The 25187-nt window shown below is 45.7% G+C and carries 21 protein-coding genes, 1 tRNA gene and 1 riboswitch; of the genes, 8 read left to right on the forward strand and 14 right to left on the reverse strand.

Annotation, left to right across the window (positions count from 1 at the left end):
- Positions 1-177 precede the first annotated feature (177 nt).
- Both H6F98_RS24960 and H6F98_RS24965 read left to right on the forward strand, forming a co-directional pair.
- The gene (locus H6F98_RS24960) at positions 178-2253 is read left to right on the forward strand and encodes an ATP-binding protein (RefSeq protein ID WP_192221419.1); all 2076 of its coding nucleotides are present in this window, start codon (positions 178-180) and stop codon (positions 2251-2253) included.
- A 114-nt stretch (positions 2254-2367) separates the two neighbouring features.
- Positions 2368-4074 carry an AarF/ABC1/UbiB kinase family protein gene (locus H6F98_RS24965; RefSeq protein WP_192221420.1) on the forward strand — a complete coding sequence of 569 codons (1707 nt, stop codon included), beginning with the start codon at positions 2368-2370 and terminating at the stop codon, positions 4072-4074.
- A 61-nt stretch (positions 4075-4135) separates the two neighbouring features.
- Here the strand turns inward: H6F98_RS24965 and H6F98_RS24970 are convergent, their stop codons facing one another.
- The gene (locus H6F98_RS24970; protein ID WP_192221421.1) at positions 4136-5191 is read right to left on the reverse strand and encodes a TrkA family potassium uptake protein; all 1056 of its coding nucleotides are present in this window, start codon (positions 5189-5191) and stop codon (positions 4136-4138) included.
- A gap of 373 nt (positions 5192-5564) precedes the next feature.
- On the opposite strand from H6F98_RS24970, the gene H6F98_RS24975 reads away from it, so the two are divergent.
- The gene (locus tag H6F98_RS24975) at positions 5565-5822 is read left to right on the forward strand and encodes a DUF1830 domain-containing protein (protein WP_192221422.1); all 258 of its coding nucleotides are present in this window, start codon (positions 5565-5567) and stop codon (positions 5820-5822) included.
- A gap of 8 nt (positions 5823-5830) precedes the next feature.
- Here H6F98_RS24975 and H6F98_RS24980 read toward each other — a convergent pair whose 3' ends face one another.
- A complete protein-coding gene (locus H6F98_RS24980; protein ID WP_192221423.1) occupies positions 5831-6073 on the reverse strand; it encodes a hypothetical protein in 243 nt (80 codons plus the stop codon).
- Positions 6074-6293: 220 nt separating this feature from the next.
- A complete protein-coding gene (locus tag H6F98_RS24985) occupies positions 6294-7970 on the reverse strand; it encodes a DVUA0089 family protein (RefSeq protein WP_192221424.1) in 1677 nt (558 codons plus the stop codon).
- Positions 7971-8498: 528 nt separating this feature from the next.
- Between H6F98_RS24985 and H6F98_RS24990 the strand changes: the two genes are divergently transcribed.
- Complete coding sequence (locus tag H6F98_RS24990; RefSeq protein ID WP_192221425.1) at positions 8499-9947, forward strand: GTP-binding protein; 1449 nt, start codon at positions 8499-8501, stop codon at positions 9945-9947.
- Positions 9948-10050: 103 nt separating this feature from the next.
- Here the strand turns inward: H6F98_RS24990 and cobW are convergent, their stop codons facing one another.
- Positions 10051-11088: a cobalamin biosynthesis protein CobW gene (cobW, locus tag H6F98_RS24995; protein ID WP_192221426.1), complete on the reverse strand. Its 1038-nt coding sequence runs from the start codon at positions 11086-11088 to the stop codon at positions 10051-10053.
- A 124-nt stretch (positions 11089-11212) separates the two neighbouring features.
- On the opposite strand from cobW, the gene H6F98_RS25000 reads away from it, so the two are divergent.
- Positions 11213-11464 carry a type II toxin-antitoxin system Phd/YefM family antitoxin gene (locus tag H6F98_RS25000; RefSeq protein ID WP_192221427.1) on the forward strand — a complete coding sequence of 84 codons (252 nt, stop codon included), beginning with the start codon at positions 11213-11215 and terminating at the stop codon, positions 11462-11464.
- 4 nt (positions 11465-11468) lie between these two features.
- On the forward strand, positions 11469-11726 hold the full coding sequence (locus H6F98_RS25005) for a type II toxin-antitoxin system mRNA interferase toxin, RelE/StbE family (RefSeq protein WP_192221428.1): 258 nt from the start codon (positions 11469-11471) through the stop codon (positions 11724-11726).
- A gap of 187 nt (positions 11727-11913) precedes the next feature.
- Here the strand turns inward: H6F98_RS25005 and H6F98_RS25010 are convergent, their stop codons facing one another.
- The 4 genes from H6F98_RS25010 to H6F98_RS25025 all read right to left on the reverse strand — a co-directional run bounded on the left by H6F98_RS25010 (position 11914) and on the right by H6F98_RS25025 (position 14830).
- On the reverse strand, positions 11914-12291 hold the full coding sequence (locus H6F98_RS25010; protein ID WP_192221429.1) for a DUF1636 domain-containing protein: 378 nt from the start codon (positions 12289-12291) through the stop codon (positions 11914-11916).
- Positions 12292-12302: 11 nt separating this feature from the next.
- Entirely contained in the window at positions 12303-13448 is a 1146-nt protein-coding gene (locus H6F98_RS25015) for a hypothetical protein (RefSeq protein WP_192221430.1), read from the reverse strand.
- A gap of 142 nt (positions 13449-13590) precedes the next feature.
- A complete protein-coding gene (locus H6F98_RS25020) occupies positions 13591-13791 on the reverse strand; it encodes a CbtB-domain containing protein (RefSeq protein ID WP_192221431.1) in 201 nt (66 codons plus the stop codon).
- Between the two features lie 30 nt (positions 13792-13821).
- Positions 13822-13973, reverse strand: a riboswitch (cobalamin riboswitch).
- A gap of 89 nt (positions 13974-14062) precedes the next feature.
- Complete coding sequence (locus H6F98_RS25025) at positions 14063-14830, reverse strand: HAD-IA family hydrolase (protein WP_192221432.1); 768 nt, start codon at positions 14828-14830, stop codon at positions 14063-14065.
- Positions 14831-15023: 193 nt separating this feature from the next.
- On the opposite strand from H6F98_RS25025, the gene H6F98_RS25030 reads away from it, so the two are divergent.
- Positions 15024-15776 (forward strand): superoxide dismutase, encoded by a 753-nt coding sequence (locus H6F98_RS25030; RefSeq protein ID WP_192221433.1) that lies wholly within the window; start codon positions 15024-15026, stop codon positions 15774-15776.
- Between the two features lie 316 nt (positions 15777-16092).
- Here H6F98_RS25030 and H6F98_RS25035 read toward each other — a convergent pair whose 3' ends face one another.
- The 3 genes from H6F98_RS25035 to glyS all read right to left on the reverse strand — a co-directional run bounded on the left by H6F98_RS25035 (position 16093) and on the right by glyS (position 22681).
- A complete protein-coding gene (locus tag H6F98_RS25035) occupies positions 16093-18693 on the reverse strand; it encodes an ATP-binding protein (RefSeq protein ID WP_192221434.1) in 2601 nt (866 codons plus the stop codon).
- 311 nt (positions 18694-19004) lie between these two features.
- A complete protein-coding gene (gene murD, locus H6F98_RS25040) occupies positions 19005-20414 on the reverse strand; it encodes a UDP-N-acetylmuramoyl-L-alanine--D-glutamate ligase (protein ID WP_192221435.1) in 1410 nt (469 codons plus the stop codon).
- 122 nt (positions 20415-20536) lie between these two features.
- A complete protein-coding gene (gene glyS, locus H6F98_RS25045; RefSeq protein WP_192221436.1) occupies positions 20537-22681 on the reverse strand; it encodes a glycine--tRNA ligase subunit beta in 2145 nt (714 codons plus the stop codon).
- A gap of 184 nt (positions 22682-22865) precedes the next feature.
- On the opposite strand from glyS, the gene H6F98_RS25050 reads away from it, so the two are divergent.
- Positions 22866-23084: a hypothetical protein gene (locus H6F98_RS25050; RefSeq protein WP_192221437.1), complete on the forward strand. Its 219-nt coding sequence runs from the start codon at positions 22866-22868 to the stop codon at positions 23082-23084.
- Here the strand turns inward: H6F98_RS25050 and H6F98_RS25055 are convergent.
- From H6F98_RS25055 to H6F98_RS25065, 3 genes are all read right to left on the reverse strand, one after another.
- Positions 23081-23308, reverse strand: a complete 228-nt coding sequence (locus H6F98_RS25055; protein ID WP_192221438.1) for a hypothetical protein — start codon at positions 23306-23308, stop codon at positions 23081-23083. The genes H6F98_RS25050 and H6F98_RS25055 overlap by 4 nt on opposite strands.
- 22 nt (positions 23309-23330) lie before the next feature.
- Positions 23331-23414 (reverse strand) — tRNA-Leu (locus H6F98_RS25060).
- Entirely contained in the window at positions 23393-24271 is an 879-nt protein-coding gene (locus H6F98_RS25065) for a M48 family metallopeptidase (protein ID WP_192221780.1), read from the reverse strand. Before H6F98_RS25065 ends, H6F98_RS25060 begins: the two co-directional genes overlap by 22 nt.
- Positions 24272-25187: the final 916 nt, after the last annotated feature.

Below are 25187 nucleotides of genomic sequence, written 5' to 3' on the forward strand. Positions count from 1 at the left end.
CGGTCTGACCAATCGGGGGATGAAGAGAGTACAGTGAGCTTTTACAAAACGTTAACTAGAAAGTTGACGGCTAGTCATAGTACTAGCGCTTTGTAGGAAGTGAATCCTGTAGTTTGATACTGGCTTTCTATTAATCCCTAAACAAGCTCCGCTAATATAAGTTGTGCAACAAGCGTCATGGATATAGAAAGCGCAATGCTCTCTAAGAGCTGCTTCAATAACGCAGCCCCAACGGTAAATCCTTTGACTTCAGGTCTGTCCGACATCGTTGAACCAGTTTTCATGCAGGAGCAGAAAGGTTCACTTATGCAGCACCCGGAAGAATCTAATCGAATCGGGCAAGAAGTTACTCACATCATCCTTACAAGTCGAGATTCGCACACCTTATTATCGAGAACAGCTAAGGCTGTAGGAGAGATTTTTCAGGTAGATGTTTGCTTAATTGTGGCGGGAGTTAACCGAGGAATGACAACCCAAACGGGTACATGGTTTTCTGACGACCACTTAATTCATGAACCTAAGTACCAAGCGCAGTTGTTGCAACATCAAGGGCGAGTAGAAGATTTAGGTGATGTAAATCCTCTGGCGATCGCAGATCTTCAGTCATCAGAAGTTGATCAAGCCTTTGGCTGGTACTCACAAGCGCTAGCGTGTAGGGCCGTATTGAGGAACTACACCCAATTTCAGGCAGTTGCCAACGGGGTAATTGTTTTGGGGCGATCGCAACCGCACCAATGGACTACACAAGAGAAAGAACTACTAGGAGTCGTTTCAGAATCGGTAGCTGTCGCGATTTCTCAAGCCCAACTAACTCAGCAGGTGCAGACAGCAACTCAACACCAAACTCTGCTCAATCAGTTGAGTGTGGCAATTCGTAGCGATTTTAATCTTGAAGATATCTTCCAAATCGCGATCAGAGGTACAGCACAAGCGCTTAATGTTAGTCACGGCTTGCTCCTATTGTTGAAGTACACCGATCCACTCTTTAAACATCGACCTTCCAAGAAGCTGCCAAAAACTGAGGTAACGGTAACTTGTGAGTGGTTAGAGGAACAGGACACAACCAGCAACGCTACACCGATAACCCAAAGCCGTACTACACTCTTAAACCAATCCTTCTGGCTTTCCGAATCTTCCCTATGCCAACAAGCTTTTAGAAATGCCCCTGAACCGCTAGTCATTGGCACTCAACACAATGTTCCTGATGCCGAGGAGAATAGCGATCGCTCAATCTTTGACCGAACAATGCAAGGTTCTGTCCTCATCGTTCCCCTGGTTGGGATACATAGTGATACATCTACGGTATTAGGGTTTCTAGTATTGCAGCATCACCAGCCGCGCTCCTGGTACACAAATGAAATAGAGTTAGTCAAATGGGTGAGTACCCAAGTAAGTACTACTCTGATTCAAAATCAAACGCTACGGCAAGTACAATCTCTAGTTGACGATCGCACTGCCCAACTGCAACGGAGTTTGGAAGTACAAGCGAAATTGTATGAAAAAACACGTAGGCAGATTGACCAGCTACAGCAGTTAAATCAACTCAAAGAAGAATTCATGAGTAGCATGAGTCATGAATTGCGAACGCCTCTAACAACGATGAGTCTAGCAATTCGGATGCTGCGTCAACCGGAACTCCCTTTAGAGCGTCGTCAAAAGTACTTATCGATCCTAGAGCAGGAGTGTAATAAAGAAATTGACCTGATCAACGACTTACTCAGTTTACAGCGACTGGAATCTGACCAATCCCACCTCCAGCCGCAAAAGATTGACCTGATGTTGATGATCAAAGAACTGGCTAAGTCGTTTGAGCAGAAATGGGTAGGTAAGAGGTTAACCTTGAGTGTAGAGTCTCCAGCACCCTCGCTGATGCTCAACACCGACCCCGACAGCCTGAACCGCATTCTGCTGGAACTCTTGACGAATGCTGGCAAGTATTCCGATCCAGACACAAAGGTTTGTTTGCAGGTCACTCAGCAAGCCCAGCAATCAGGGAATCAAGTTGTTCTCACCTTATCCAATACTGGTACGGGTATCCAAGAAACAGATCTGAAACATATATTTGATAAGTTTCGTCGCGGTCAAGGGGTTACGCAAAAAGCTGTTCAAGGCACTGGTCTGGGCTTGGCTTTGGTAAAGTGCTTGGTACAGCATCTTAATGGCACGATTGATGTCTCTAGCTGTCCATCTGAAGATTCACAGACTTCAATTATCTCGTTTACCGTTACCTTACCCCAGTTTCAACAACATTAAAGTCCAAATCAGTAGTTAATCAGTATAAGAAAATATAATTACCGATAGCTACAGCAACCATAGCCGACTACTTGTTGGAAGAACTCTGGGATAAAGACTTAAAATTCCAACAGTATGCTCACAACAACTGCCGCACCTAAGCCACTCCGTTGGCAACGACCTAAATACTCTCCACTGGCACGCCAGATCGACATTTTTGGTTCGGCAGCAAGGTTGATGTTTTATTTATGGTGGGACAAGGTTGTTGCTAACAACTCCCCCAAGCATAGAAATCGTCGCGCTCAGTGGCTAGTTGGCACTCTCCTCGATTTAGGCCCAACATTTATCAAGATTGGTCAAGCCCTATCGACTCGCGCTGATTTGCTGCCTTTAGAGTACGTGCAAGCTTTGGGGCAATTGCAGGATCGGGTACCTGAATTCGGTGCAACAGAAGCGATCGCAATTATTGAATCTGAACTCGGTAACTCGATCCATGCCTTATATCGAGATTTTGATCGCTTTCCTCTCGCGGCTGCCAGCTTAGGGCAAGTCCATAAAGCACGACTGCACACTGGGGAAGATGTTGTCGTTAAAGTGCAGCGTCCAGGATTAGAAAGGCTATTCAATCTAGATTTTGAAGTTCTCCATCGGCTAGTGCGCTTTTCTAATCGATATGTACCAGGAATAACGAAGTACGATTTAGAAGCGATTTACCACGAGTTTTTTAACCTTCTCTATCAAGAAATTGACTATCTTCATGAAGGTAAAAATGCTGATCGTTTCAGCGAGAACTTTCGTGACTATCCTCGGATTGCTGTCCCAACGGTCTACTGGCGGTACACCACGAAAAGAGTACTGACACTCGAATACCTACCAGGCATCAAAATTGATGACCGCCAAACCTTAGAAGCTTGTGGTATCAACGCCAAAGAAATTATTCAGCTTGGAATTTGTGCTTACCTCAAGCAGTTATTACAAGATGGCTTTTTTCAGTCTGACCCTCATCCCGGCAATATGGCAGTTAGCCAAGATAGCAAGTTGATTTTCTATGATTTTGGGACGATGGCAGAGGTGAAACCCATTGCCAAAGACCAGATGATCAAGACATTTTTTGCTGTTCTCAGAAAGGACACTGACGAGGTTGTGAATACCCTGACTTACATGGGATTACTTGAACCCGTGGCGGACATGACCCCAGTCAGACGATTAGTAGACTTTATTTTAGAGAGATTTACTGAAAAGCCAATAGATTTGCAGTCTTTTGACCAAATGCGTAGTGACATCTACTTGATGTTTGAGCAGCAACCGTTTCGCTTACCCGCGCAGATGACGTTTATTATAAAGGCTTTAACAACGCTGGATGGGATTGCTCGTACCCTAGACCCAGAATATAACTTAGTTGCGGCTAGTAAGCCTTTTATCAAGAGCCTTACAGTTTCTAGAGGGCAGGGTAATGTTGTAGGAGAACTGGCAAGGCAAGCGCGGAATTTCATCAAATATAAACTACAACAGCCTAATGCTAATGAAGTTTTAATTCGACGCTTGGAAGCCCGAATTGAACAGAGTGAGTTAGAAGTACGTGCGCGTTCCAGAGAAAGCGATCGCGCTCTCAAACGGATTAACCTAGCGATAAAGAGCCTAATTTATGCTTGCTTAACTGGATTTACGCTGCTCTCAGGGACAGTATTGCTAATAGGGTCTTATAGTGGTTGGGCGATCGCTGCTTTTACCTTATCGTCACTTGCGTTTGTTACTTTAGTGCGATCGCTGATTGATTTATCGATTCGGGAAAGACTCGATAAGTTAGCCGAGCAGAATCCCTCTCCCAAGAAACAATTTTAGTGGAGTGTGTAGCAACAAGCTCACCAACAACCAACAACCAAAAACTAATAATAAAACTCAATCACACTCGCGAACCTCTATATCTGAGATCGCGTTTGAGTACATAATTCCTAGCAAATTGAGGAATATCACCACGGTGTCCCATAACAATCACAGTATCCTCTGCCTCTAGCAGCACTTCATGCTTGGGGTGAATCACCATTGTGCCGTCTCCCTTTCGCAAAGCAACGACAATAAAGCTACCTTTCCCACGTACTTCAATATCACTAATAGTTTGACCCACTAAGGGAGAGTCACTTAATATAACTAGCTCATCCATCTGGACATCAATCTCAGCTAGCAATTCATTTATCGTTTGGCGTCCATCATCTTGATTGAGAAAATCCATTGCGGCTGGGTGAGTGATCATCTGCGCCATGCGTTCTGCACCAATTGAAGCTGGCAGCACGACTTGGTTAGCACCTGCTAGTTTCAGCTTCTTCTCTGTTGAAGGGAACTCACCACGAGCCAAGATTAGCAAAGCTGGGTTCAGCTCACGAGCTGTTAGTGTGATAAATACATTGACAGCATCATCAGGCAACACGGTTGCTAGAGCCTTTGCCTGTTCGACACTTGCTGATTTCAAGACTCGCTCATCTGTCGCATTACCACAAAGAACTAAGTATCCAGAAGCTTGCGCTTCAGCAATGCGATCGCCATTATTATCAATGACAATAAACGGCTGTTTCGATGAAGCCAAACGTCGTGCCAGAATCTGACCAATGCGGCCAAAGCCACAGATGAGTACGTGTTGTTTTAGAGTGTTGATATCGCGAGTCATGCGTCTAGAGTTAAGAGCTTTGTTGATTTCGCCTTCTGTCACCATTTGAACAAAGCCTCCCACAATGTAAACAACAGAAGTGTAGCCAGCAACAATGACTAAAATTGTAAAGACTCGCAGTTGTGGAGAAGTTATCGGCTTTACTTCACCGTAGCCAACGCCAAAAATTGTAATGACTGACATATAAATCGCGTCGAGTAAACTCCAGCCAGCCAGAATGTAGCCAGCTACCGCGACAAGGATAGTCATGATAAAGGCGATCGCGCCAAGGATAATGTGTTTAAACGAGCTGTTCATCGGTGAACGCTCGTACCCTTGCAAACCATAGTCAGTATGTAGTGTTGTTGAGGAGCAAGTGCTGAGTCTCTCTTTTATGCATTCTTGATGCTTGAGAGAGCCTTTCTATTCAAACTTAGCTAATAGAACAGTTTTGTATCGTTCGTTGCTCCTCAACAAAACAAATCTACTCTTGTTTGCAGCAAAGTGTGAATGAATCTTAAATTCCGAATAAACATTACCTAACCTGTGCCAGTTAGGATGCTAGTGAAGCCGCCTTTCTCCAGCCGTTTTGGAGAATTGAGTGCGTGTCCTGATGAACCCAGTGGTAATAACATTTGGGTTCTTTGTTAGGAAGATTATTCCCTAGAGCTTTTACGAGGAGTGAAACCTGATGACACTATCGGCAAATTTACGCCCAATCACTACCTCTTCCCAATTGCTCTATAGCTATATCAACACCACAAGTTCACTACAAGTGATTCAGATTGTCAATATTCCCAACTGGCATTTCGAGCGAGTAATTTTTCCAGGACAACGGCTTTTGTTTTATGCCCCACCTAATACCGACTTAGAAGTTCAAACCAGTTACTTTGGTCAAGCAATCCTGGTAAAAAAAATTCCAGGCGTTCAGCTAGAAGTTAAGCAATAGCACTCTTTCTAAAACTCAACCGCTTCCAAGTTTTCGCAGCTTAACCGACGACGCTCTAAGAAAACTGTCGCCTCTTGTGGGTGAAGATTAATCTGAGGAACATCACCAACAAGCAGTAACCATCTCTCTTCAACCAACTGCAATGTCCATCGTTCAGTTTTCTGTTGGGGTAGAATCTGACAGTTGCCCTGGACAGAACATGCACAAGGAAAGCCCCAAGCACTGGCTTGACTTAAGATCATCTGATTCATGATCGATATGAGTGCGAGAACGCTGACTATCGTTTTTTTACTACTTTCCGTCTTTGAGGGCGATCGTTAATCAAGACTTAACTGAATGTTACTCAAACGCTGAACTATTTAACTGGATTTGAGATGCAGCCTAGGCTCTTGCAAAACTAACCCCATCCCAGCCGATGGCTAGAATGGGATACACATTGGAGTTCTGGTTTAGGACTGAAGTCTGGAGTTTCTAAACGAAATCGAAGTTAGAACTATTTAGACTCAGTTCTTCAGGCGAAACTCCTTGAACAACCGCAATGAGGTCGTTCCCAAAAGATATACTTGTCCCTGAGGGCACTCCTTCAGGGGATGAACCCAAGGTATAAGTAGCTTCTTGAACTCCAGTTAGCTCAATCGAATAGCTACCAGTTGAGAACCCATCACCGGTGAAACCATTAAATATTGATTGAGAAACTGGATCGTTATCAAAACTGGAGATTGCAAGGAAGTAGGTTCCAGCATCTATCGGTGATAGTTCAATCGTGGATTGAAGGGTTCCGCCAGAGTCGTCGTTGCCAGCAACCAGCGAACCATTCTCGTCGAACAGGAACAACTGCGTGTCGAAAGCAGCCTGGCCGAGTGTCGTCGCAGAAAACGTTCCGCCGTCCAGAGTGATTTGGAACAGGTCAACATCGTTCCCGACAGAAATCTCCCCAGTGATAGACTCGATGCCTGGTGCAATGACCTGAGCCTCAAAGGGTAGCTGTCCTGCGTCACCTGATTCAGCCACACTATCAGGTAGAAAATCAAGGTCAGCTAGTTGTATTACATCCCGACCGAGAGTGAAGTCAGTAATGAGGGCGTAGTCACTATTGCCGCCACCAAGATAGTAAATCGCAGGTTCCGCGTCTTCTCTAGAGATGCCTAGTACGCTGCCATTGTCACCGAGGACAAAGCGATCGCGTCCTCGACCACCAGTCAACGTATCAATCTCGAAGGGAGCAATTGGGCTTCCGTTTCCGCCAAATCCAAATGCTGGTACAAAGGGGTCTGCGCCAACGAGTGTGTCATTTCCACTACCACCAGAGAGAGTGTCGCTACCGACTCCACCCACGAGTGCGTCCGTTCCGGCTCTACCAATTAGGTTGTCATTCCCCAGGCTACCGAAAAGTGTATCATCACCCCTCCCACCATCTAGGAGGTCATCCCCATCTTCACCATCAGCTAAGTCATTACCGTCCTGACCAAAAAATTGATCATTGCCGCCACCACCAAAAACTCGATCATTTCCACTACCACCAAAGCCTGTGTCGTTGCCATCTCCGCCACTGATGATATCCTCCCCTGCCTCGCCCAAGAGTTCGTCATCGCCAGCATCACCAAAGAGTCGGTCATCTCCCAAGCCACCAGCTATTTGGTCATCTCCATCCCCACCAAATACAACGTCTAATCCATCGTCACCAAAAAGTTCGTCATTGCCAGCTTCACCAAAAAGGTTGTCATCCCCGAAGCTACCGGATAGTTGGTCAAAGCCATCACCACCATTAAGGGTGTCTAACCCATCACCACCATTAAGAACATCATCTCCTGCATCACCATTGAGGAGATCATTTCCATTGTCACCGTTGATAGTATCGTCGCCAGTGTATCCAAATACAACGTCTTCCCCATTACCACCACTGATGAAGTCATTCCCACTTACACCAATGATTTCGGCATCACCAAAGATTACATCGTTGCCGTCCTCTCCATATAGGAAGTCACTGCCACCGCCACCAACAATCAGGTCAACATCAGCACCACCAAAGACTGTATCGTCACCATCAAGACTAAATATTCCATCATCACCAGCCTCCCCAAAAATTTCATCGCCCTCATTGGTTCCAATAATTAGTTCATCATCAGGTGTACCTAAGAAAACAGTCATTTATACCTACCTCGAATTTTAAAAACAGGTAGTTATAAAAAGTAAGGAGCAAATGCTGATTACCCTATTTTTTGTAGCGGCAACCTGGATAAATCCTCCATTTTTATTACTCTACCTATTTAAAAATAATAAGATTTAGTAAAGACAAAGTTCTTAAATAAAGCCTTGTCTTCATCTAATCTATATATATTTAATTTTTATAAAATCTTATATATGTAAAGGCTTATTAAGTTAAAAAAGTTAAATAATGCTGGATTCGCCTGTATCCTGCCTATAGTTTGCAATACTTTTTATACTTGTTCAAAAAGCCATGACCGCATGATTACGCAAATGGGTTTGAACTATAAGCTGAATATATGACGTGTTCTGAGATCGGTTGCGGGTCTGTCTTCATCAAACCTTCATATTGTCTCTATTGTCTTTATATAATCTTTAGGTGAAGCCCTCTCCGCGCCAATGTGAAGAGGCACACCAACAGATTGGCTATTAGAGGAAAATAGATCTGTAGCCTGTCTTCTGTGTCTAACCTTGAGTTATTCCGAAACCTCTCAACCCAACCCATCTACTGAAAGTCAAACCCCGACTGGGCGTAGCAACCAGCAGGAAACTCACTTCAACCGCACTCGCGCGAGTTTGCGTCAGGCGTTGTCCTGGTATGCTAACTTGCGTCGCCACCAGAACCATCTACCGGATTTTGAACTACAAGCCGCGTTGCGAAGCGAGTTGGAGGTTTTGAAGTCTTCCCTCGACAAGCTAGACCAAGGAGTGATTCGTATTGCCGCTTTTGGTCTGGTCAGTCGTGGGAAATCGGCAGTGGTCAACGCCTTGATAGGAAAGAAAATTCTGCAAACGGGCCCCATCAATGGCGTGACCCAATGGCCGAAATCTGTTCGCTGGACACCCAGTAACAAGGGAAAAGTGCAGGTGGAGTTGATTGATACTCCGGGATTGGATGAAATTGAGGGTGAGTCTCGCGCTGAGATGGCGCGGGAGGTGGCGCTAAGCGCGGATTTAATTTTGTTTGTGGTGGCTGGTGATATCACACGCACGGAGTATCAGGCGCTTTGTGAATTACGACAAACCCAAAAGCCTCTGATTCTTGTGTTTAACAAAATCGACCTCTATCCAGAACAAGATCGTGAGGCAATTTACCAACAATTACAACAACTTGGCACGGGTAGCCCTAAAGATCGGCGACTGCAAAAGATGCTGTCAACGGATGAGATTGTAATGGTAGCAGCAGAACCCGCGCCCCTGGAAGTCCGAGTCGAATGGCCAGATGGTGAGGTGACGTATGAATGGGAAACGCCGCCGCCTCAGGTTGATGAACTTAAGCAGAAAATTTTAAGGATACTCAACCGGGAAGGGCGATCGCTTTTAGCCCTTAATGCTCTATTTCAAGCCCGGAATGCGGAAGTGAGTATTGCAAAAAAAACACTTGATCTACGCAGAAGCGAAGCGGAAGAACTCATCTGGCGCTTCACGAAGTACAAAGCTTTAGCGGTTGCACTCAATCCGATTGGGGTTTTGGATGTTGTAGGAGGTGCGATCGCAGATTTGGCACTTATCCGTTCTCTTTCTAAACTGTATGGTCTACCGATGACCAGTTACGAAGCTGGAAAGCTTTGGAAAAAGATTTTGGTCAGTTCTGGCGGCTTACTACTGGGTGAACTGGGTAGTAGTCTCCTATTGGGAGTGGGAAAGAGTGCATCTGCCGTTGCTACCACCATTGACAGCCCAACAGGAATCACTGCCTATGCTGGGGCTGCGATCGCACAAGCTGGAGTCGCTGGTTATGGGGCTTATGCTGTCGGTCAAGCGGCGCAGGTTTATCTAGAACAAGGCTGCACTTGGGGACCCCTTGGTCCTAGTACAGTCATTCAAAACATTCTCAGTGAAGTAGAGCAAGATACCATTCTCTATCGTCTGCGGCAGGAATTAGGGCAACAGCTAGAAGGGGCATCAATACATAAATAATAGAAAAAGTCGTAATTTCACAGCCGGAGTGGGATCGTGACGTGTTTGCTGCTTATAAAGCCAGACTTGGGTTCATTTGGGCTTAATTTTTGTTTAAGTCCCGTTAAATAGAACACAAAACTTCTTGAATTTGTTCTTGGTCAAGCGCCCGACCAATCAATACCAAGCGAGTCTGGCGGGGTTCAGATACTTGCCAGGGACGGTCGAAAAAATGCTCAAAGCGATCGCCTACTCCTTGTACCACCATCCGCATCGGCTTATTGGGAACATCCACAAAACCTTTTATCCGGTAAATTTCCTGGTCTTGCACTAACTGTTTCAGTGTTGCTGTAAGCGCTTTCGGTTCAAAGGCTTGATCTAAAACCAAGTGAACCGAATTAATTTCGTCATCATGCTCGTGTTCTTCCTCAGTATCGTGGTGACTAGGACGAGCCTCTAAATTATCTTCCACTGCGGCATTAAATCCCAACAAGAGGTTAGGATTAATTTCTCCATCCCGGCAGGGAACCACCTTCACCCCTATGGGCAACTGCTGTCGTAACCACTCCTCTACCTTGGTTTGAGTCTCAGCATCTACCCGGTCAACCTTAGTTAGTAGCACCAAATCCGCACAAGCTAACTGGTCTTCAAACAGTTCCTCAATTGGCGTTTCATGTTCCAGATTCGGGTCAGCTTCCCGTTGCGCGGTCAACGCATCAAGGTCACCAACAAGTGTACCTGCCGCAACAGCTTCACAGTCCACAACAGTAATAACACCATCCACCGTAGCACCCGTGCGAATTTCCGGCCAACGAAACGCTTGAACCAGCGGTTTAGGTAAGGCTAATCCCGATGTTTCAATGAGCAAACAATCAATCTGTTCACTACGTTTTAGCAGTTCTTGCATTGTTGGGAGAAATTCTTCCTGAACGGTACAACACAGGCAACCATTCGTCAATTCCACAATGTTAGTCGTTGCGTCTTCTTCTTCACAAACTTGGCAGGAACGCAGCAGTTCCCCATCAATCCCGACTTCACCAAACTCATTCACGATAACAGCAATTCGTCGTCCTTGATTGTTTTGTAGTAAGTGGCGAAGTAATGTTGTTTTACCGCTACCGAGAAAACCAGTAACAACAGTAACGGGAATTTTAGCACCCATAAGAAACTCCAATAAATGTTAGATTTTAGAGATATATTGAAAAACAAGTGCAGCAAAATCTACAATTGGTTAGGTCTTTAAATCATAGGCTAAAATACACAAATTCTAAACGAGAGGATAAATAATGTATCGGGTTACAGCAGAGTACGCCAAAAATAACTTCAATGAAGTAATTGAACGCGCCAGCAACGATTCGGGTGGTGTTGTCATTGTCCAGGAAAATAAAAGTTTCATCTTAATTAGTCAAGAAGAACTAGAGGCTTTAGTTGAGACTGCGGAATTACTCCAAGATTCAAGTTTACTATCAGATATTGAAGAATCACGCGAAGAATATCAAAAAGGAGAAACCTTAACAATGGATCAAGTGTTTAGCTAAATGAATGGCAGACTATCAAATTCTGTTTTCCAAGAAAGCACAGAAAGATATAGCTCAACTTACGACAACACAAAAAGTAAAATTGCAAGAAATTTTGCAACAAGTTTTGGCGGTTAACCCTTACATAGGCAAAGCTTTGAAAGGGAAGTTGACTGGGTTGTATTCCTACAGACTCAACCGGAAAGACCGTATTGTCTATGAAATTATTGAAGATGATAGAGTTGTTTTTGTAATCAGAGCTAAAACTCACTATGGTGAATAGATCGCAAGGGTTGAAAAGTACAAATGAATGGTTTGCAAGTAATATACTTTCAATTTAGAGTACTAGGGTGGTACTATCCACCCTAATCTCTTTGAATCAGCTAAATAGCTGAATATGGCTATTTGAAAAGCGATCGCACTTTTACCCAAGACGTACTTACAACACATTGCCTTTTGCTTTCTTGAGGTTAGGCAACAGGCGGAATCCGTGCAATAATCCCATTTTTCAGAGCTTTCGGTCGGTCTGCCCATGCCAGATACCCGCCGGGATTCGCAAAATAGAGCTTGGCGCAATCTAACACTGCTTTTGCACAGCTTTGAGCGGGTAAGTCACCAAACAGATAAGTGTATTTATTAGGAGCCACAAAAGAAATAGCACAGGAATGACTGCAAGCACTCATACAATCAACTTCCTGAATTTGGAAGTCATCTCGAAGTTCCCAATCAGAATGAAGTTCCTGTAACTGTTCTAGCAACTGCTGACCACCGCTTTTTCCTTGTGGTTCTCCTTCTAGGCGAACGGTTGCACAGGCTTTGCAAACCAATAAAACGTGTTGTGTATTCATCAATCTTTCTATTACCAAACTAAACGGTTTCTGAGTCTCAATCCAATTACCAAACCCAGAACAATGAGGCTTGTAAAGTAAGCTAAGACAATTAATCGGCTGTGTAGGGGAGGCGCTACTCCCTCGACATCAATGTTTTGTGCAATTCGCAATGGTGAAAATTGCTGTCTTGCTTGAGGTTGAGGCAAAATTTCTACTTCAACCTTGTGGGGTGCACCATCAAAAAACTGTTGATCCCACGTCAATTGACCTTTGGCATCAGGTACTCCCTCGTAGGCAAATGCAACCCATTCATCTTCAGCAGGAGTCGTTTTGATCTTCAACAGCACATCTGTTGCGGGTTGACCTGTTGTAGGATCGGTGACTTGGACAGCCAGCTTTGCAGGTTGACCAACAGTTGCACTGACATCCCCAATTATCTGTGCTTTAACTGCCTGAGACTGAACAACGGATGGTTCTAGCTTTTGGGAAGAATGCCCCTGAGTATGAGAATCTGCGCGTTCAGCCGTGATGTTAATAATGAGTAAGGATGCGATCGCAACAACAATTGCTCCACTCAACAACAGCCGCACCCGTTCAGGAGCAATTTCTCCTGGCTGGATGTCTTGCTTTCCTCCCAACACCAATCCCCCACCAAGTCCAACCGCCAGCAGAATTACCGCTAAAATACCAAAGTTTCGATATTTAACCCAATTTTCCGGCACCGCTAGCGTAAGTGTTTGCTGGATTGGTGCAAAAGCATTTGCTGTAATTGGGTTAACGCTTACCAACAGTTGGTAGTTACCCCGAATCGGTAACATTTGCTGGATTTCAAACTCACCCTTGACAGCCACTCCCTCAATATCGAGTAACTCTGTTCCCTCAACAATTGGAAAATCTGTAGGAAACCAAGGATTGTGGGGTGGGGTGAGAATTTGCAAGCGAATCCTGGCATTCTCCAACGGTTTACCAGCAGCATCTACCGCTTGCAACGTTAATCTCACCGGAGACGACGGCACCGTTGCCTCTGCTTCAAAGGGTAAGATTTCGCTGAGTGGTGGCTCTGTACTCAGACGAACAGTCGGTTGTGGAGTCTGGGAAGACACCACTGAGGAATAGAAAACCACACCCATCAGGCAAATAGCGCTGACGAAAGCAGCTATCTTGAATTTTGACATTCTGAATTCTGGACTCGGAACAAACTCCGGACTGGGACGAGTAGTGATGGTGTTGCACCTTAAAGAGAGTGGAGATTGGGAAAGACGCGAGAAGATTCTGTAGAGAAGTTCTCACGCCCTCTTTCCAGGATTGTGCAACGTTCTAGTGGCAACCAACCATTAGGGTATGGTGGCGCACCGAATGCATTTGATTGTGGACAGCCGGATAGGTAGAGAAGTAGACAGTCCAGAGTGTTAGGGCACACAAAGACGTGTAAAGCGTGGCTTGCACAGGCAGCGACAGCGTAACACGGATTGTCTGCTGCCGTAAGGAACCAAGGGTGCTGATTGAAGCGTTTTTCATGTTTTACCTCGATAGTGTATCTCGCACATCAGAAGTTATAACCATATCGGTGGGCATTCTGGCTTTCTTGTTCACAATCTGTGAACTAATTACAGCTGCGGTACAGCGCCGGATTTACACCGAGCTTTCCCCGTTACCTCTGGTGGCTGACCCCCACAAGAACCGATTAGATTTTGGTACTTTAGCACACTTGCTAAGCACGTAAGCAGGTCGGCATTAATATTTGTCGTTGGAGCAAGGCAGAAGGCAGAAGGCAAGATGTTTTAGTTTCTTAACCTTGGCTAGTGAGCAAGCGATGCGCGAGTGCCATGTCTAGATAACTTTTATCTCCAGCATCACCACCAAGAACTTTAAAAGGTTGATTCGGTTCTCCGAAATCACTTAACACCAGTATTGCCCCAGTAAAATCTTGGTCTTGCGTGTAATCGTTGACAGTAACAACTGTTTTTAACCCCGTTTGAGAAGCAGATGTCAAACCGTGGTGCGAATCTTCAAAAGCAAGGCAATCCTGTGCTTGTAGGTTCATCTCCTGCAACGCATATTGATAAATATCTGGGGCGGGCTTTTTGGCAGGCACGATGTCACCAGCCGCAATGACTTCAAACCAAGACGGGCTATCTGAACCTAGTGTCTGTTCTAATAACGTAGTGACATTCGACGGGGTAGTTGTTGTTGCGATCGCTAAACGCACATCTTGCTCACGCGCTTCCTTGAGCAATCGTTCCACACCAGGACGTAAGGGAATTGCTCCTTCCGCTAATAGTGAGTGGTAATACTTACTCTTAGCCGCGTGTAGGTTAGCGATAAAGCTATCTAATTCCGTAGGCGGCTCAAAATCGGGTAGATACTGCTCCAAGTAAAAGCGAATGCGTTCCTTACCACCTGTGATTGCTAGTAATTCACCATACAACGAGGTTGTCCAGTCCCAATCCAACCCCGATCCAGCAAAAGCACGGTTGAAGGCAACTCGATGACCATCCCGCTCAGTATCTGCTAACGTTCCATCAACGTCAAAAATCAATGCTTGCAGCTTACTCATGTAGACTCATTCCCAAGTGTTCTTGAGCTAAGACTACCAGTCCACGGGTGATAAAGCTTCACAAACTAAGCTATCCAGATCCCAGACTTCTTTGTTGAAACCTTGATTGCTGCATCTGATGAGAGAAGTCGGGGATCTGCGGGAAAGGAAGTATGTAAAACTTGAAACTAACCCTGTCAAGTTTTAACTTCTTATGGCTCTTAATCGTCGCAATTTCCTAATTTTACTGGGTGCAACTACAGGGGCAGCAGCTTTAGGAACATTACCCTCTGTCGCTCAACCGCTTTTGAAATCCCTTGGAGGCACAAAGCAAAATCCAACTCAAACTGGTGATACCTTCCAACTGCCACCTCTACCCTATGACTACAATGCTCTGGAACCGCATATTGATGCAGCGACAATGCAGTTCCATCACGATCGGCACCATGCGGCTTATGTCAAAAACTTGAATGATGCGGTAAATAAGTACCCAGAGTTGAAAAGCAAGAGTGTAGAACAATTAATTAGTGACCTCAATTCCATACCCGAAGATATTCGGACAACGATACGGAATAATGGTGGGGGTCATGTAAACCACACAATGTTTTGGGAAATCATGAGTCCCAATGGGGGTGGGGAACCCACAGGTGCGATCGCAACAGCAATTAAAGCAAATTTTGGTAGTTTTGATGAGTTCAAAAAGCAATTTAATGATGCTGGAGCCAAACGTTTTGGTAGTGGTTGGGCTTGGCTCGTTCGTACTCAAGATGGCAAGCTAGCAGTGACTAGTACACCTAACCAAGATAGCCCGTTGATGGAGGGTAGTTTTCCAATTATGGGCAACGATGTTTGGGAACACGCCTATTACTTGAAATACCAAAACAAACGGGCTGATTATTTAACCGCTTGGTGGAATGTTGTGAAGTGGAATGAAGTGAACAAGCGTTTGGAGCAAGCAATGGCTTGATAAGCTTGTTGTGCATCTTTCGTCACCTATTTAATGGATCGCTTTTAGGGAAAAGGGAAAGGTAAAAGGGAAAAACCTTTTTTCCCTAAGTGCCTACTACAAATTAAATGCGTAAGAGCTTACCAAGTCGCATCAGACCTCCTGCACGAATAGAATTTTTGCCCCCTGGTTCTCCCCAATTTTTGGGGGAATAAGAATTTAAAGTCCCCCAGACTTGGGGGATGCGAGGGGGTATTTCATGATTCATGCAGGAGGTCTATTCAAAGATAGTAGACCTAGCTGATGGGGTGATGGGGAGAAGTGCGTAACCCTTGATTCAGCCAATATAGCGGATTGGCTTAGGCGTAACTGTTAAGGGAAGAGTAATTGTAAATGTTGCTCCTTGTCCAACTCCGGGACTTTCTACTAAGATTTTCCCATCATGGAGTTGTACCAATTGCCGTACAATCGCTAAGCCCAGTCCTAATCCACCATGCGTTCTTGTCCTTGAACTATCTCCTTGGCGGAAGTAATCAAAAACATGAGGTAGAAACTCACCACTGATACCAATACCTGTATCGTTGACCTGAATCCGAGCCTGATCATTTTGGCACTCAAGTCGAATATCAACTCGCCCACCTTTTGGAGTAAATTTAATTGCATTAGTTAATAAACTTTCAACAATCTGTTGCAAACGGTCTGGCTGTCCGGAAACCAAACCGACTGAGGCATCAAGGAAAGACTCAAGTTGAATCGCTTTCGCCTCACTTGCTGTCTGCACAGTACTAATAGCGGCTTCAATAATGGGTTGAAGCGCAACTGGATGCTTATCCAGAAGGAGCTTTCCTCGAAGCAGACGTGAGATATCTAAGAGATTTTCAATCAGTTGTATTTGTAACTTAGCATTGCGCTCGATTGTCTCAAGGGCACGAGCTTTTGTTGATTCATTCGGCTTGCGGTTACGCAAGATTTGAGCGCCTAAAAGGACAGCGTTGAGGGGAGTACGCAGTTCGTGAGAGACGATCGCCAAAAACTCATCCTTCAAGCGGTTCGCTTCCTCTAATTCCTTTGCTTGCTCCTGTAATGTTTCTAGAGCGATTTGTAATTCCCTCCTGCCGAGGGTGACTTCCTGTGCCAATACTTCCAAATCTTGATTTTGGCTGTCCAACTCCTGTTGCAATAAATCTCGAACCCGCTTGATAGCAATTAGGTTACCAACTCGCGCCCGTAGCTCCTCAATGGAGAAGGGTTTCATTAAGTAGTCCTGAGCGCCAGAGCGCAAAAGCTGCACTCGTAGTTCGTCATCTGCCTTAGCTGTGAGAAGAATAATTGGGGTAGTATCCAGTTCGGGGTGAGTTCGTAACTGATGCACTAACTTGTCACCACTTATTTGGGGCATCATCACGTCGCTGAGGATGAGATCGGGGTGCAGCGCGATCGCATTCTCAAAACCCTCCTGACCATTAAAGCTAGTAGCAGTGCGATATTCAGTTGCTAAGGTTTGTGCGATGAACTGATTCATTTCTGGATTGTCTTCGATCACCAGTACCAACGGTTTCCCCGCCTCCGGCTCCGAAGTTGTGCCAATCTTCTGACTAGAAGTGCGTAGTTGCTCCAGCACGGGAAGAGCGATTTCTTCCGCGTTACTCGGTTCACCTCCCGTCTTAGACACTCTCGAATCTGGCGGAGCAACGAGCGGTAGCTCGACTGTAAAGATAGCTCCCCCGCCTAGAGCATCACTAATTCTTATGGTGCCGCCGTGTAGCTCCACAAATTCTTTGACAATCGCTAACCCTAACCCAGTACCACCAAAGCGACGAGTAGACCCTCCATCCCCTTGGCTGAAGCGCTCGAAAATCTTTTCCCGTAGCTCGTTCGGCACTCCTGGACCACTATCAGAGATTGCAATTACGGCACGCTCAACTACATCACCCTCTTTTAATTGATCAGTTGGGTTGGGATGGGTAGACAAGACGCAGTGGATACGCCCGCCTTGGGGAGTGAACTTAAAGGCATTGGAGAGGAGGTTTAAGAGGACGCGCTGCACCTTCTGGGCATCGACCTGTGCAAAGACAGACTGTGGTGTCTCAATGGCAAAGGATATTTGACGCTCTGGTGCTAATCCGTCGAAGTTAGCAGCCGTCAGGCGTACCAGTTGCGCCAAGTCAACTTCAACGTAGTCGATGTCCATCTTCCCTGCCTCCAGTTTGGAGACATCAAGCAGGTCATTAACCTGTTTGAGGAGGAGACGGGCGTTACGGTCTACCACTTCCAGGTCGTGACGTTGCTCCTCGTGTAGTCCTCCTGTTGTCAGCAGCTTCTCAGTCGATCCTAAGATTAGAGCTAGGGGAGTCCGTAGCTCATGGCTGACATTGGCGAAGAATTGAGTTTTGAGTTGGTCAAGTTCCTTTAGCTTGCCGTAGAGTGTCTCCAACTCTTGGTTTGCTGTCTCCAAGTGCAAGCGGCGTTCTTCAGAGAGCTTGGCTTCTTGAATCAGTGCCAGCGCCTTTGGTACTAATGGCGGTAAAGCGATCGCTGTGGTTATGGATGCTACAGCCGTCAGCGCTTTCAGTCCTCCTGCTAGCCAATAGACGGGCTGCCACAGTGTCCAGACCTCCATAAAATGGGTACTGGCACAAGCAACGATGAAAGAACCAAAGGCAAGGAACATCCAATGAAATGGGATTTCTTTACGAGTTTTATGAACCAAGTAGGCAAGCGTGGCTGAAATGGCGACGTAAGCCAGGGCGATTAGAGAATCTGAGGCAGCATGGAGCCAGACTAACCCTGGTTTCCACAGGTAGCAATGCCCGTGGGGAATAAAACCGTTCCCAGCTAAGAGATCTTGCGACACCCCTGACCATAACAGTATCAGTGCTACCATAATGCCTATGACAGCGGTGCTATAGCCAAGGTTTTCTCGGTCAGTTCGTATCATTCTTTTGTTAAGGTTCCAGATTCTCCGATCCTGTTTCAATGCCCTAAGCGTGCAAAGCTTCAGTCTCTCTGTTATTTCTATTTTCTAGATATAGCTTCAATCTATCAACTTCAAAGCAAGGAAACATCTGTCTGCAGGATTTCCGGCGGTGATTAGAGCGATGAATGTTGTTTGTTGTTTGTTAAAGAATTATATAAATAACCAATAACCAACAACAAATAACATTTTTATGCCACGTCTAAATGACCGAAACCATAGCGCCCATTGACTTCCTCTGAGATGAGAGTGTTAATTAAAAACGAGCGATCGCACTAATGCAGCAACTGCTGGCACAATTGACGGAAATCATCACCCCGATGCTCGAAGCTTTGATACTGATCGAAACTCGCGCAAGCAGGTGAAAGTAAAACCACACGGGCATCATACTGTTGGGCAAGTTCAGCCGCCCTCGGCACTGCCCGCGCCATTGTTTCGACAATCTCGTATCGGTCGTAATCAGCTTGCTTCAAACGTTCTGCAAAGGCAGTCGCCGCATCACCGATGAGTAAGACAGCCGCCGCTTTTGCTTGAATGGCTTCAATCCAACGGGTATCATCACCTGCTTTTGCTTCACCACCCGCAATTAGGATAGTAGGCGTTGCAACCGAGGCTAATCCTACCTCTGCGGCATCGTAGTTAGTGGCTTTACTGTCATTGATGAAGTCAATTCCCGCAAGAGTGATAATGTGTTCGAGGCGATGGGGAACACCGGGGAAGTTTGCGATCGCTTTTTGGATTGCCTCTTTCTCAATACCTGCTAACCGTGCGGTGGCGACTGCCATCAACAAATTCTGCTGATTGTGTTCGCCCACCATCCGTAACGTGGCTGTCTGTACAATTGGCTGCTTCTGGACGATTACCCAGCCATCTTCGATGTAGATTCCCCGTTGTGGATCGCCCAATAAATACTCTTTGCCTTTTACACTTGTCCAATAAGCATCTGGCCAGTGATTAATACCCATATTGCGTAGATAAGGGTCATCACCGTTGAAGACTTGGTTATGCGATCGCTTTAAGAGTTGGGCTTTGATGTCGTAGTAATTTTCTAGTGTCTGATGACGGCTAAGGTGGTCGGGTGTAAATGTTGTCCAAACACCAATCTGAGGTGCAAGGTCACGCGAAGATTCAATTTGATAACTACTAACCTCCGCAATTACCCAATCCACATTTGTTTGTTGTCCCTTGTCCAACTCTGCCTTTTCCCCCCCTTGGTAAGGGTGGGTAACAACTGACAAAGCAACTTCACACGCAGCATAGCCAATGTTGCCGCAAGCAGGAGCATCAAATCCAGCCGTTTGGAAAATTGCTGCAATTAGGGCAGTCGTCGTGGTTTTGCCATTCGTGCCAGTGATGCCTACCCAAGGAATTGATTGGAGATGTCGCCAAGCTAGTTCCATCTCACCAATCGTATCGATGCCTCGGTTTCTCGCTTCCACCAATACAGGAATATCCCAAGGTACACCAGGACTAACGACAATGAGTTGCGGTAAGTCTGAGTCGTTTAGCTCCAAGGAATAACCTAGCTTGACGGTAATGCCTTGACTTAAAAGTTCCTGTTGTTGTTGGTGTAGGGTTTCGGAGGTATTGCGGTCACTCAGTATCACCTCCCAACCGTCCTGCTGAAGGAGACGTGCGGCGGCGATTCCGGAGCGTCCTAAACCAATTACCTGAGCATTGGGCATAAATTAAAAGGCAGAAGTCCCTGGTTGAGCATCCCCCATACTATCCAGGGAACCATGACATTGCCAATTGCCAAGACGAGAAAAACGTTTTTTCATCGCTGGGCATTCTTTTTTAAATGCCTCTAACTTTTCACGATCGCTCCAAAATCAGCCAGTACACGCGCATGATTCCGCAGTAATCCTAGTAGATTTAAACGATTATGCCGGATTTCCAGGTCGGGGTCTATTACCAAAACACTGTCAGCACCATCAAAGAAGGTGCTAACCGTAGGAGCAATGTTTGCTAAAGCGTCTACCAGTTGTTGGTAATTCCTCTGTTGTTGAGCTGCCTGAGTTTGGGGTACTAATTCCACAAGTGCATTATAGAAGGATTGCTCTGAGGACTTTTGGAATAATTGTGGATTCACCACAGAACTGGGTTCTAATTGGGTTGTATCCAAATCCCCTTGAGCGGCTAAACGGGTAGAACGGTTAACGGTTTCGTAGATTTCGTCTAGCTTACCGTTATCGCGGATGGATTGGAGGAACAGGGCGCGATCGCGTACATCCAGCAAATCTGTTAACGCCCGTTCTTTATACTCAGCATCATTCTCTCCCAGAACTGCATTTACCAAGTCATAGTCAATGTTCCGTTCTTCTTGTAGCAGTGTGCGAATGCGTTGCAAGAAAAACTCTTCTAAAGCAGTAGCGGGTGACTCTTGTTTTGAAAAAGTATCGATAAAATCTGCCGCAACTTGGGTTAATAACTGCTGTAAATTGATAGGTAAATCGGCATCCCAAGTAATATTAATCGCTGCATTCGCTGCACGACGCAAGGCAAAAGGGTCAGAGGAGCCTGTTGGCAGCATCCCCAATCCGAAGATACTTACCAAAGTATCCAAACGGTCAGCTAAACCCACAACTCGACCCGTTAGGGTTTGAGGCAGCTTATCTCCTGCACCTTTGGGTAAATAATGCTCAAAAATTGCTGTCGCTACTGCCTCTGATTCTCCACTAGCCGCTGCATATTTAGAACCCATTACCCCTTGCAATTCAGGAAACTCATAGACCATCTGGGTAACGAGGTCAGCCTTACAAAGCAATGCCGCTCGTAAAATATCAGTACGCTCTGAGGCTGATACTTGTAATTGGTCAGCAATTTGACCTGCAATCTTTTCAATCCGCTCTACTTTCTGGCGAACTGAACCCAACTCGTCCTGAAATGTCACTTTCTCCAACTTGGGTAAGTAGCTAGACAAAGGTGAGGCTAAGTCAGTTTTGTAGAAGTATTGACCATCTGCTAATCGTGCTTTAATAACCCGCTCGTTTCCTGCTGCAATAATCTCTGATTTAGCTGGGTCACCATTAGAAAGGGTGATGAAGTAAGGGAGTAATTCGCCGTTTTCTTGGTTCTTGAATACAGGGAAGTAACGCTGGTGAGTCACCATTACTTCTGTAATGACCTCTGATGGTAGGCTCAAAAATTCTGGGTCAAACTTCCCAATAACGGCTGTCGGCCATTCCACTAAGTTAGTCACTTCTGCTAACAATTCCTCATACTGCGGAGCAATACCCGCCAATTCTTGAGCCGCTGACTTCACTTGTGCTTGAATATTACTTCGACGCTCTGAGGGGTCTACAGCAATAAAGCCAGAGTGGAGAGACTGTACATAATCTAATGCCTGAGGAATTTGAATCGGTTCTGGATGTAAGATTCGATGCCCACGGGAAATGCGATCACTTTTAATCGTTTCTGCACCACTAACCAACTCAACTGGCAACACAGCATCATCCATCAGGGCAACCAACCAGCGAATCGGTCGGGAAAACCTGAAGTCTCCATTTGCCCAGCGCATAAACCGCTTTCCTTCCAACCCGGAAATCCATTGAGGAATCAGTTCGGTTAAAATCTCGGTTGCTGGACGACCCGCAGTTTTTTTGAGAACAAAGACAAATTCGCCTTTGTCTGTATCTCTTACTTCCAGGGCATCCAATTCTACCCCTTGCTTACGAGCAAACCCAACGGCTGCTTGTGTGGGTTGACCATCTTTGAATGCAGCCTTTGCGGGTGGCCCTTTCACTTCTTCTTCCCGATCAGGTTGTTGTGTGGGTAGCCCTTTAATCAGGAGGGCAAGGCGGCGGGGTGTTCCGTAAACCTCAATTGCCTCAGGTGTGAGGAATTGCTCATTGAGGGATTTGGGAAGACGCGACTGCCACTGTGCGATCGCATCATCCACAAAGCTTGCAGGTAATTCTTCTGTACCAACTTCTAATAAAAATGTAGGCATAACGCACTGTCTTTAACAATTGAGGGCTGGAGATTACGAGCCGCTTTCAACAGTTTACCTTGCAGTAATGTCTTCCATTCCGCGCTTGCTTTGCCTTTAACAGTTGACTCCAGATAGATGTTCGTTTGGCTACATTAAAGAGATTCTAGGACAATAAGCCAAAAACACTGTCAGGAGTTGAGCGATGACACAGGACAAAGCAAGACAACAAGACCAGGAAGCTGCCTCTGTCGCTAGCGACCCGACATTGAATAAAGAAGCTGTCAATGAAGTGGTTGACGAGTATGAGACAAGTGCCAACTCGGACGATGAAAAAGAACTTGACGTATCTACTCAAAAAGAATTAGGTGATGTCGAACGCTCCTTAGAAGATTCAGTCCTTGGTATTGAAGACGCTTCTTAAGCAAGAGAAACCTTATCAGACAATTTTGCAAAAAAATAAGGGGAGAGAATTGAAGTCTCTTCCCCTTTATTCTTCTGGTTGTCTTCTTTCTGGCTCTCTTTGAGCTTCTTACGCAGCATCTGAGTTTGCTTCTTTAGCTGGCGTTGTCTTGCGGAGCCACCTTTTCCCTTATCGTTTCTCCCCTGACGCCGAGGAGATTCCCACCGCTTGAGTCGCTGTGTCATGGTCGTTGCCTCTCAACTACAGTGGGCGGGGGGAGACTCGAACTCCCACGACCGTAAGGTCGCCACATTTTGAGTGTGGTGCGTCTACCAATTCCGCCATCCGCCCTTATCTGGGGCAACCTTATTATTATAACCTAATGGCTGCTGCTGCAACAAGGATTGATAAGTTTGAGAACTCGCCCAACGATCAATTTCTCGTGCGCGTAGAACTGGGACGGGATGCGTCAGTTGTGCTGTCTGTGTAGATTTAAGCATTTCGCCGAGTTCTGTCTCACTCACAGCATCATACGCTCTAGCTTGATCGATAAAGGCATCGAGATTTAGTTGCGGTGCCAGGGTTGGGGAACCGCCAGCGAGTTTCATCAGTACCGACATCACGACTTTAGGGTTTTGAGTGGCAAGTAGGGCAGCGCGATCGCAAGTAAATTCTGCACAGCGTAGCCACTCCAGCATCTGCGCCTGTACGCTTTGAGCAATTACTGTCCCCCAGCCAGGAAATAAACCAGCCGCTAAGACGATGATATTAAGTGGTGTCAGGTAAACCCCGTGTTCACACTTGAGGTGACCCAGTTCATGAGCAATCACCGCTTGAATTTCTTCCTGTGTCAGCATATCGATTAAAGACGTATGCAAAACAATGAAAGGCTGCTTACCTCGCATAGCAAAGGTATAGGCATTAGGAACGGGATGCTGCTGTACATACAGTTGAGGCGGATCTAAATCCAGGGTTTTGCAAGCGTCCAAGAGTAGCTGATGAAGATGCGGGAGTTGATTTTCCCCTACCAAAACGCTAGCAGCAATATTATTCAGGTAAAAAAACTGTTCTGCTAATGGGCCGAGGACGCTCCGCACCATTAAGTCTAGTCCTGGTACTTGCTTGAGGCTATTAGTCGCTCGCAAATCCAGAGGATGACGAAAATGGTCTGCTTTAAGACCAACTAGCTGTGTTTTTGAAAATACCATGCGGACAACCGTAATTTTAAAAGGGTACTGAGCCGTGTTGTGGTGGCGGAGTGTAGCTGTCTGATTGGATGGTGTGTAGATATAGCGGTTCTCGGTTGGATGCGGTAAACTCTTACCTCTCTGAAAAACCTCTCTCCTACTCTTGAGTGAGGCTTTGATTCTTACTCCCCTTCCAGCTAAAAACATTATTCCTTTTCCCTCTCCTTGTAGGAGAGGGTTAGGGAGAGGTGGGAAGGGGTTGGGGGTTAGGTTATTCTGATGTACACGCGCGTAACTGAGAAACGCTATAAAAACCTTTTGCCGGAGGGCATGGAAAATAGACAGCCTTCAATCAGTATATCGAAGACATTGGGTGTTAGTTGTTGGTTATTGGTTGTTGGTTGTTGGTTTTTCAGTGAGGTACATCTAAGTTTCTTGTCAATTCCCAATTCCCTGCGGGTGCGCTTCCTCATCCGGAGGTTCCCTCCGGATGCCAGCGTCACCCAATTCCCGAAAACCCAGAAGTCTGTACCTCATCCACATGAGAATCGCTATATCCCTCTTCTGTCACTCTCCGAAAACTTTTGCCATTGCTGAAGTCTAGAACTAACCTATGGTAGGCGATCGCAGACTTTTTCCTTCATAGAAATTGATCAGAGTAGGGAAATTGCCAAAATTAGATGGGCAAACGCTGTATTCCCTAATATACCTCCTTTGTAGAAAATATTAATAATAGGAAAAACCGGAGAGTGACAGAAGAGGGATATCCCTCTTCTGTCACTCTCCGAAAACTTTTGCCATTGCTGAATTCTAGAACTAACCTATGGTAGGCGATCGCAAACTTTTTCTTCATAGAAATTGCTTAGAGTAGGGCAATTGCCAAAATTAGATGGGCAAACGCTGTATTCCCTAATGTACCTCCTTTGTAGAAAATATT

This window comes from Microcoleus sp. FACHB-SPT15, assembly GCF_014849525.1.
GTDB lineage: Bacteria > Cyanobacteriota > Cyanobacteriia > Cyanobacteriales > Coleofasciculaceae > Symplocastrum > Symplocastrum torsivum.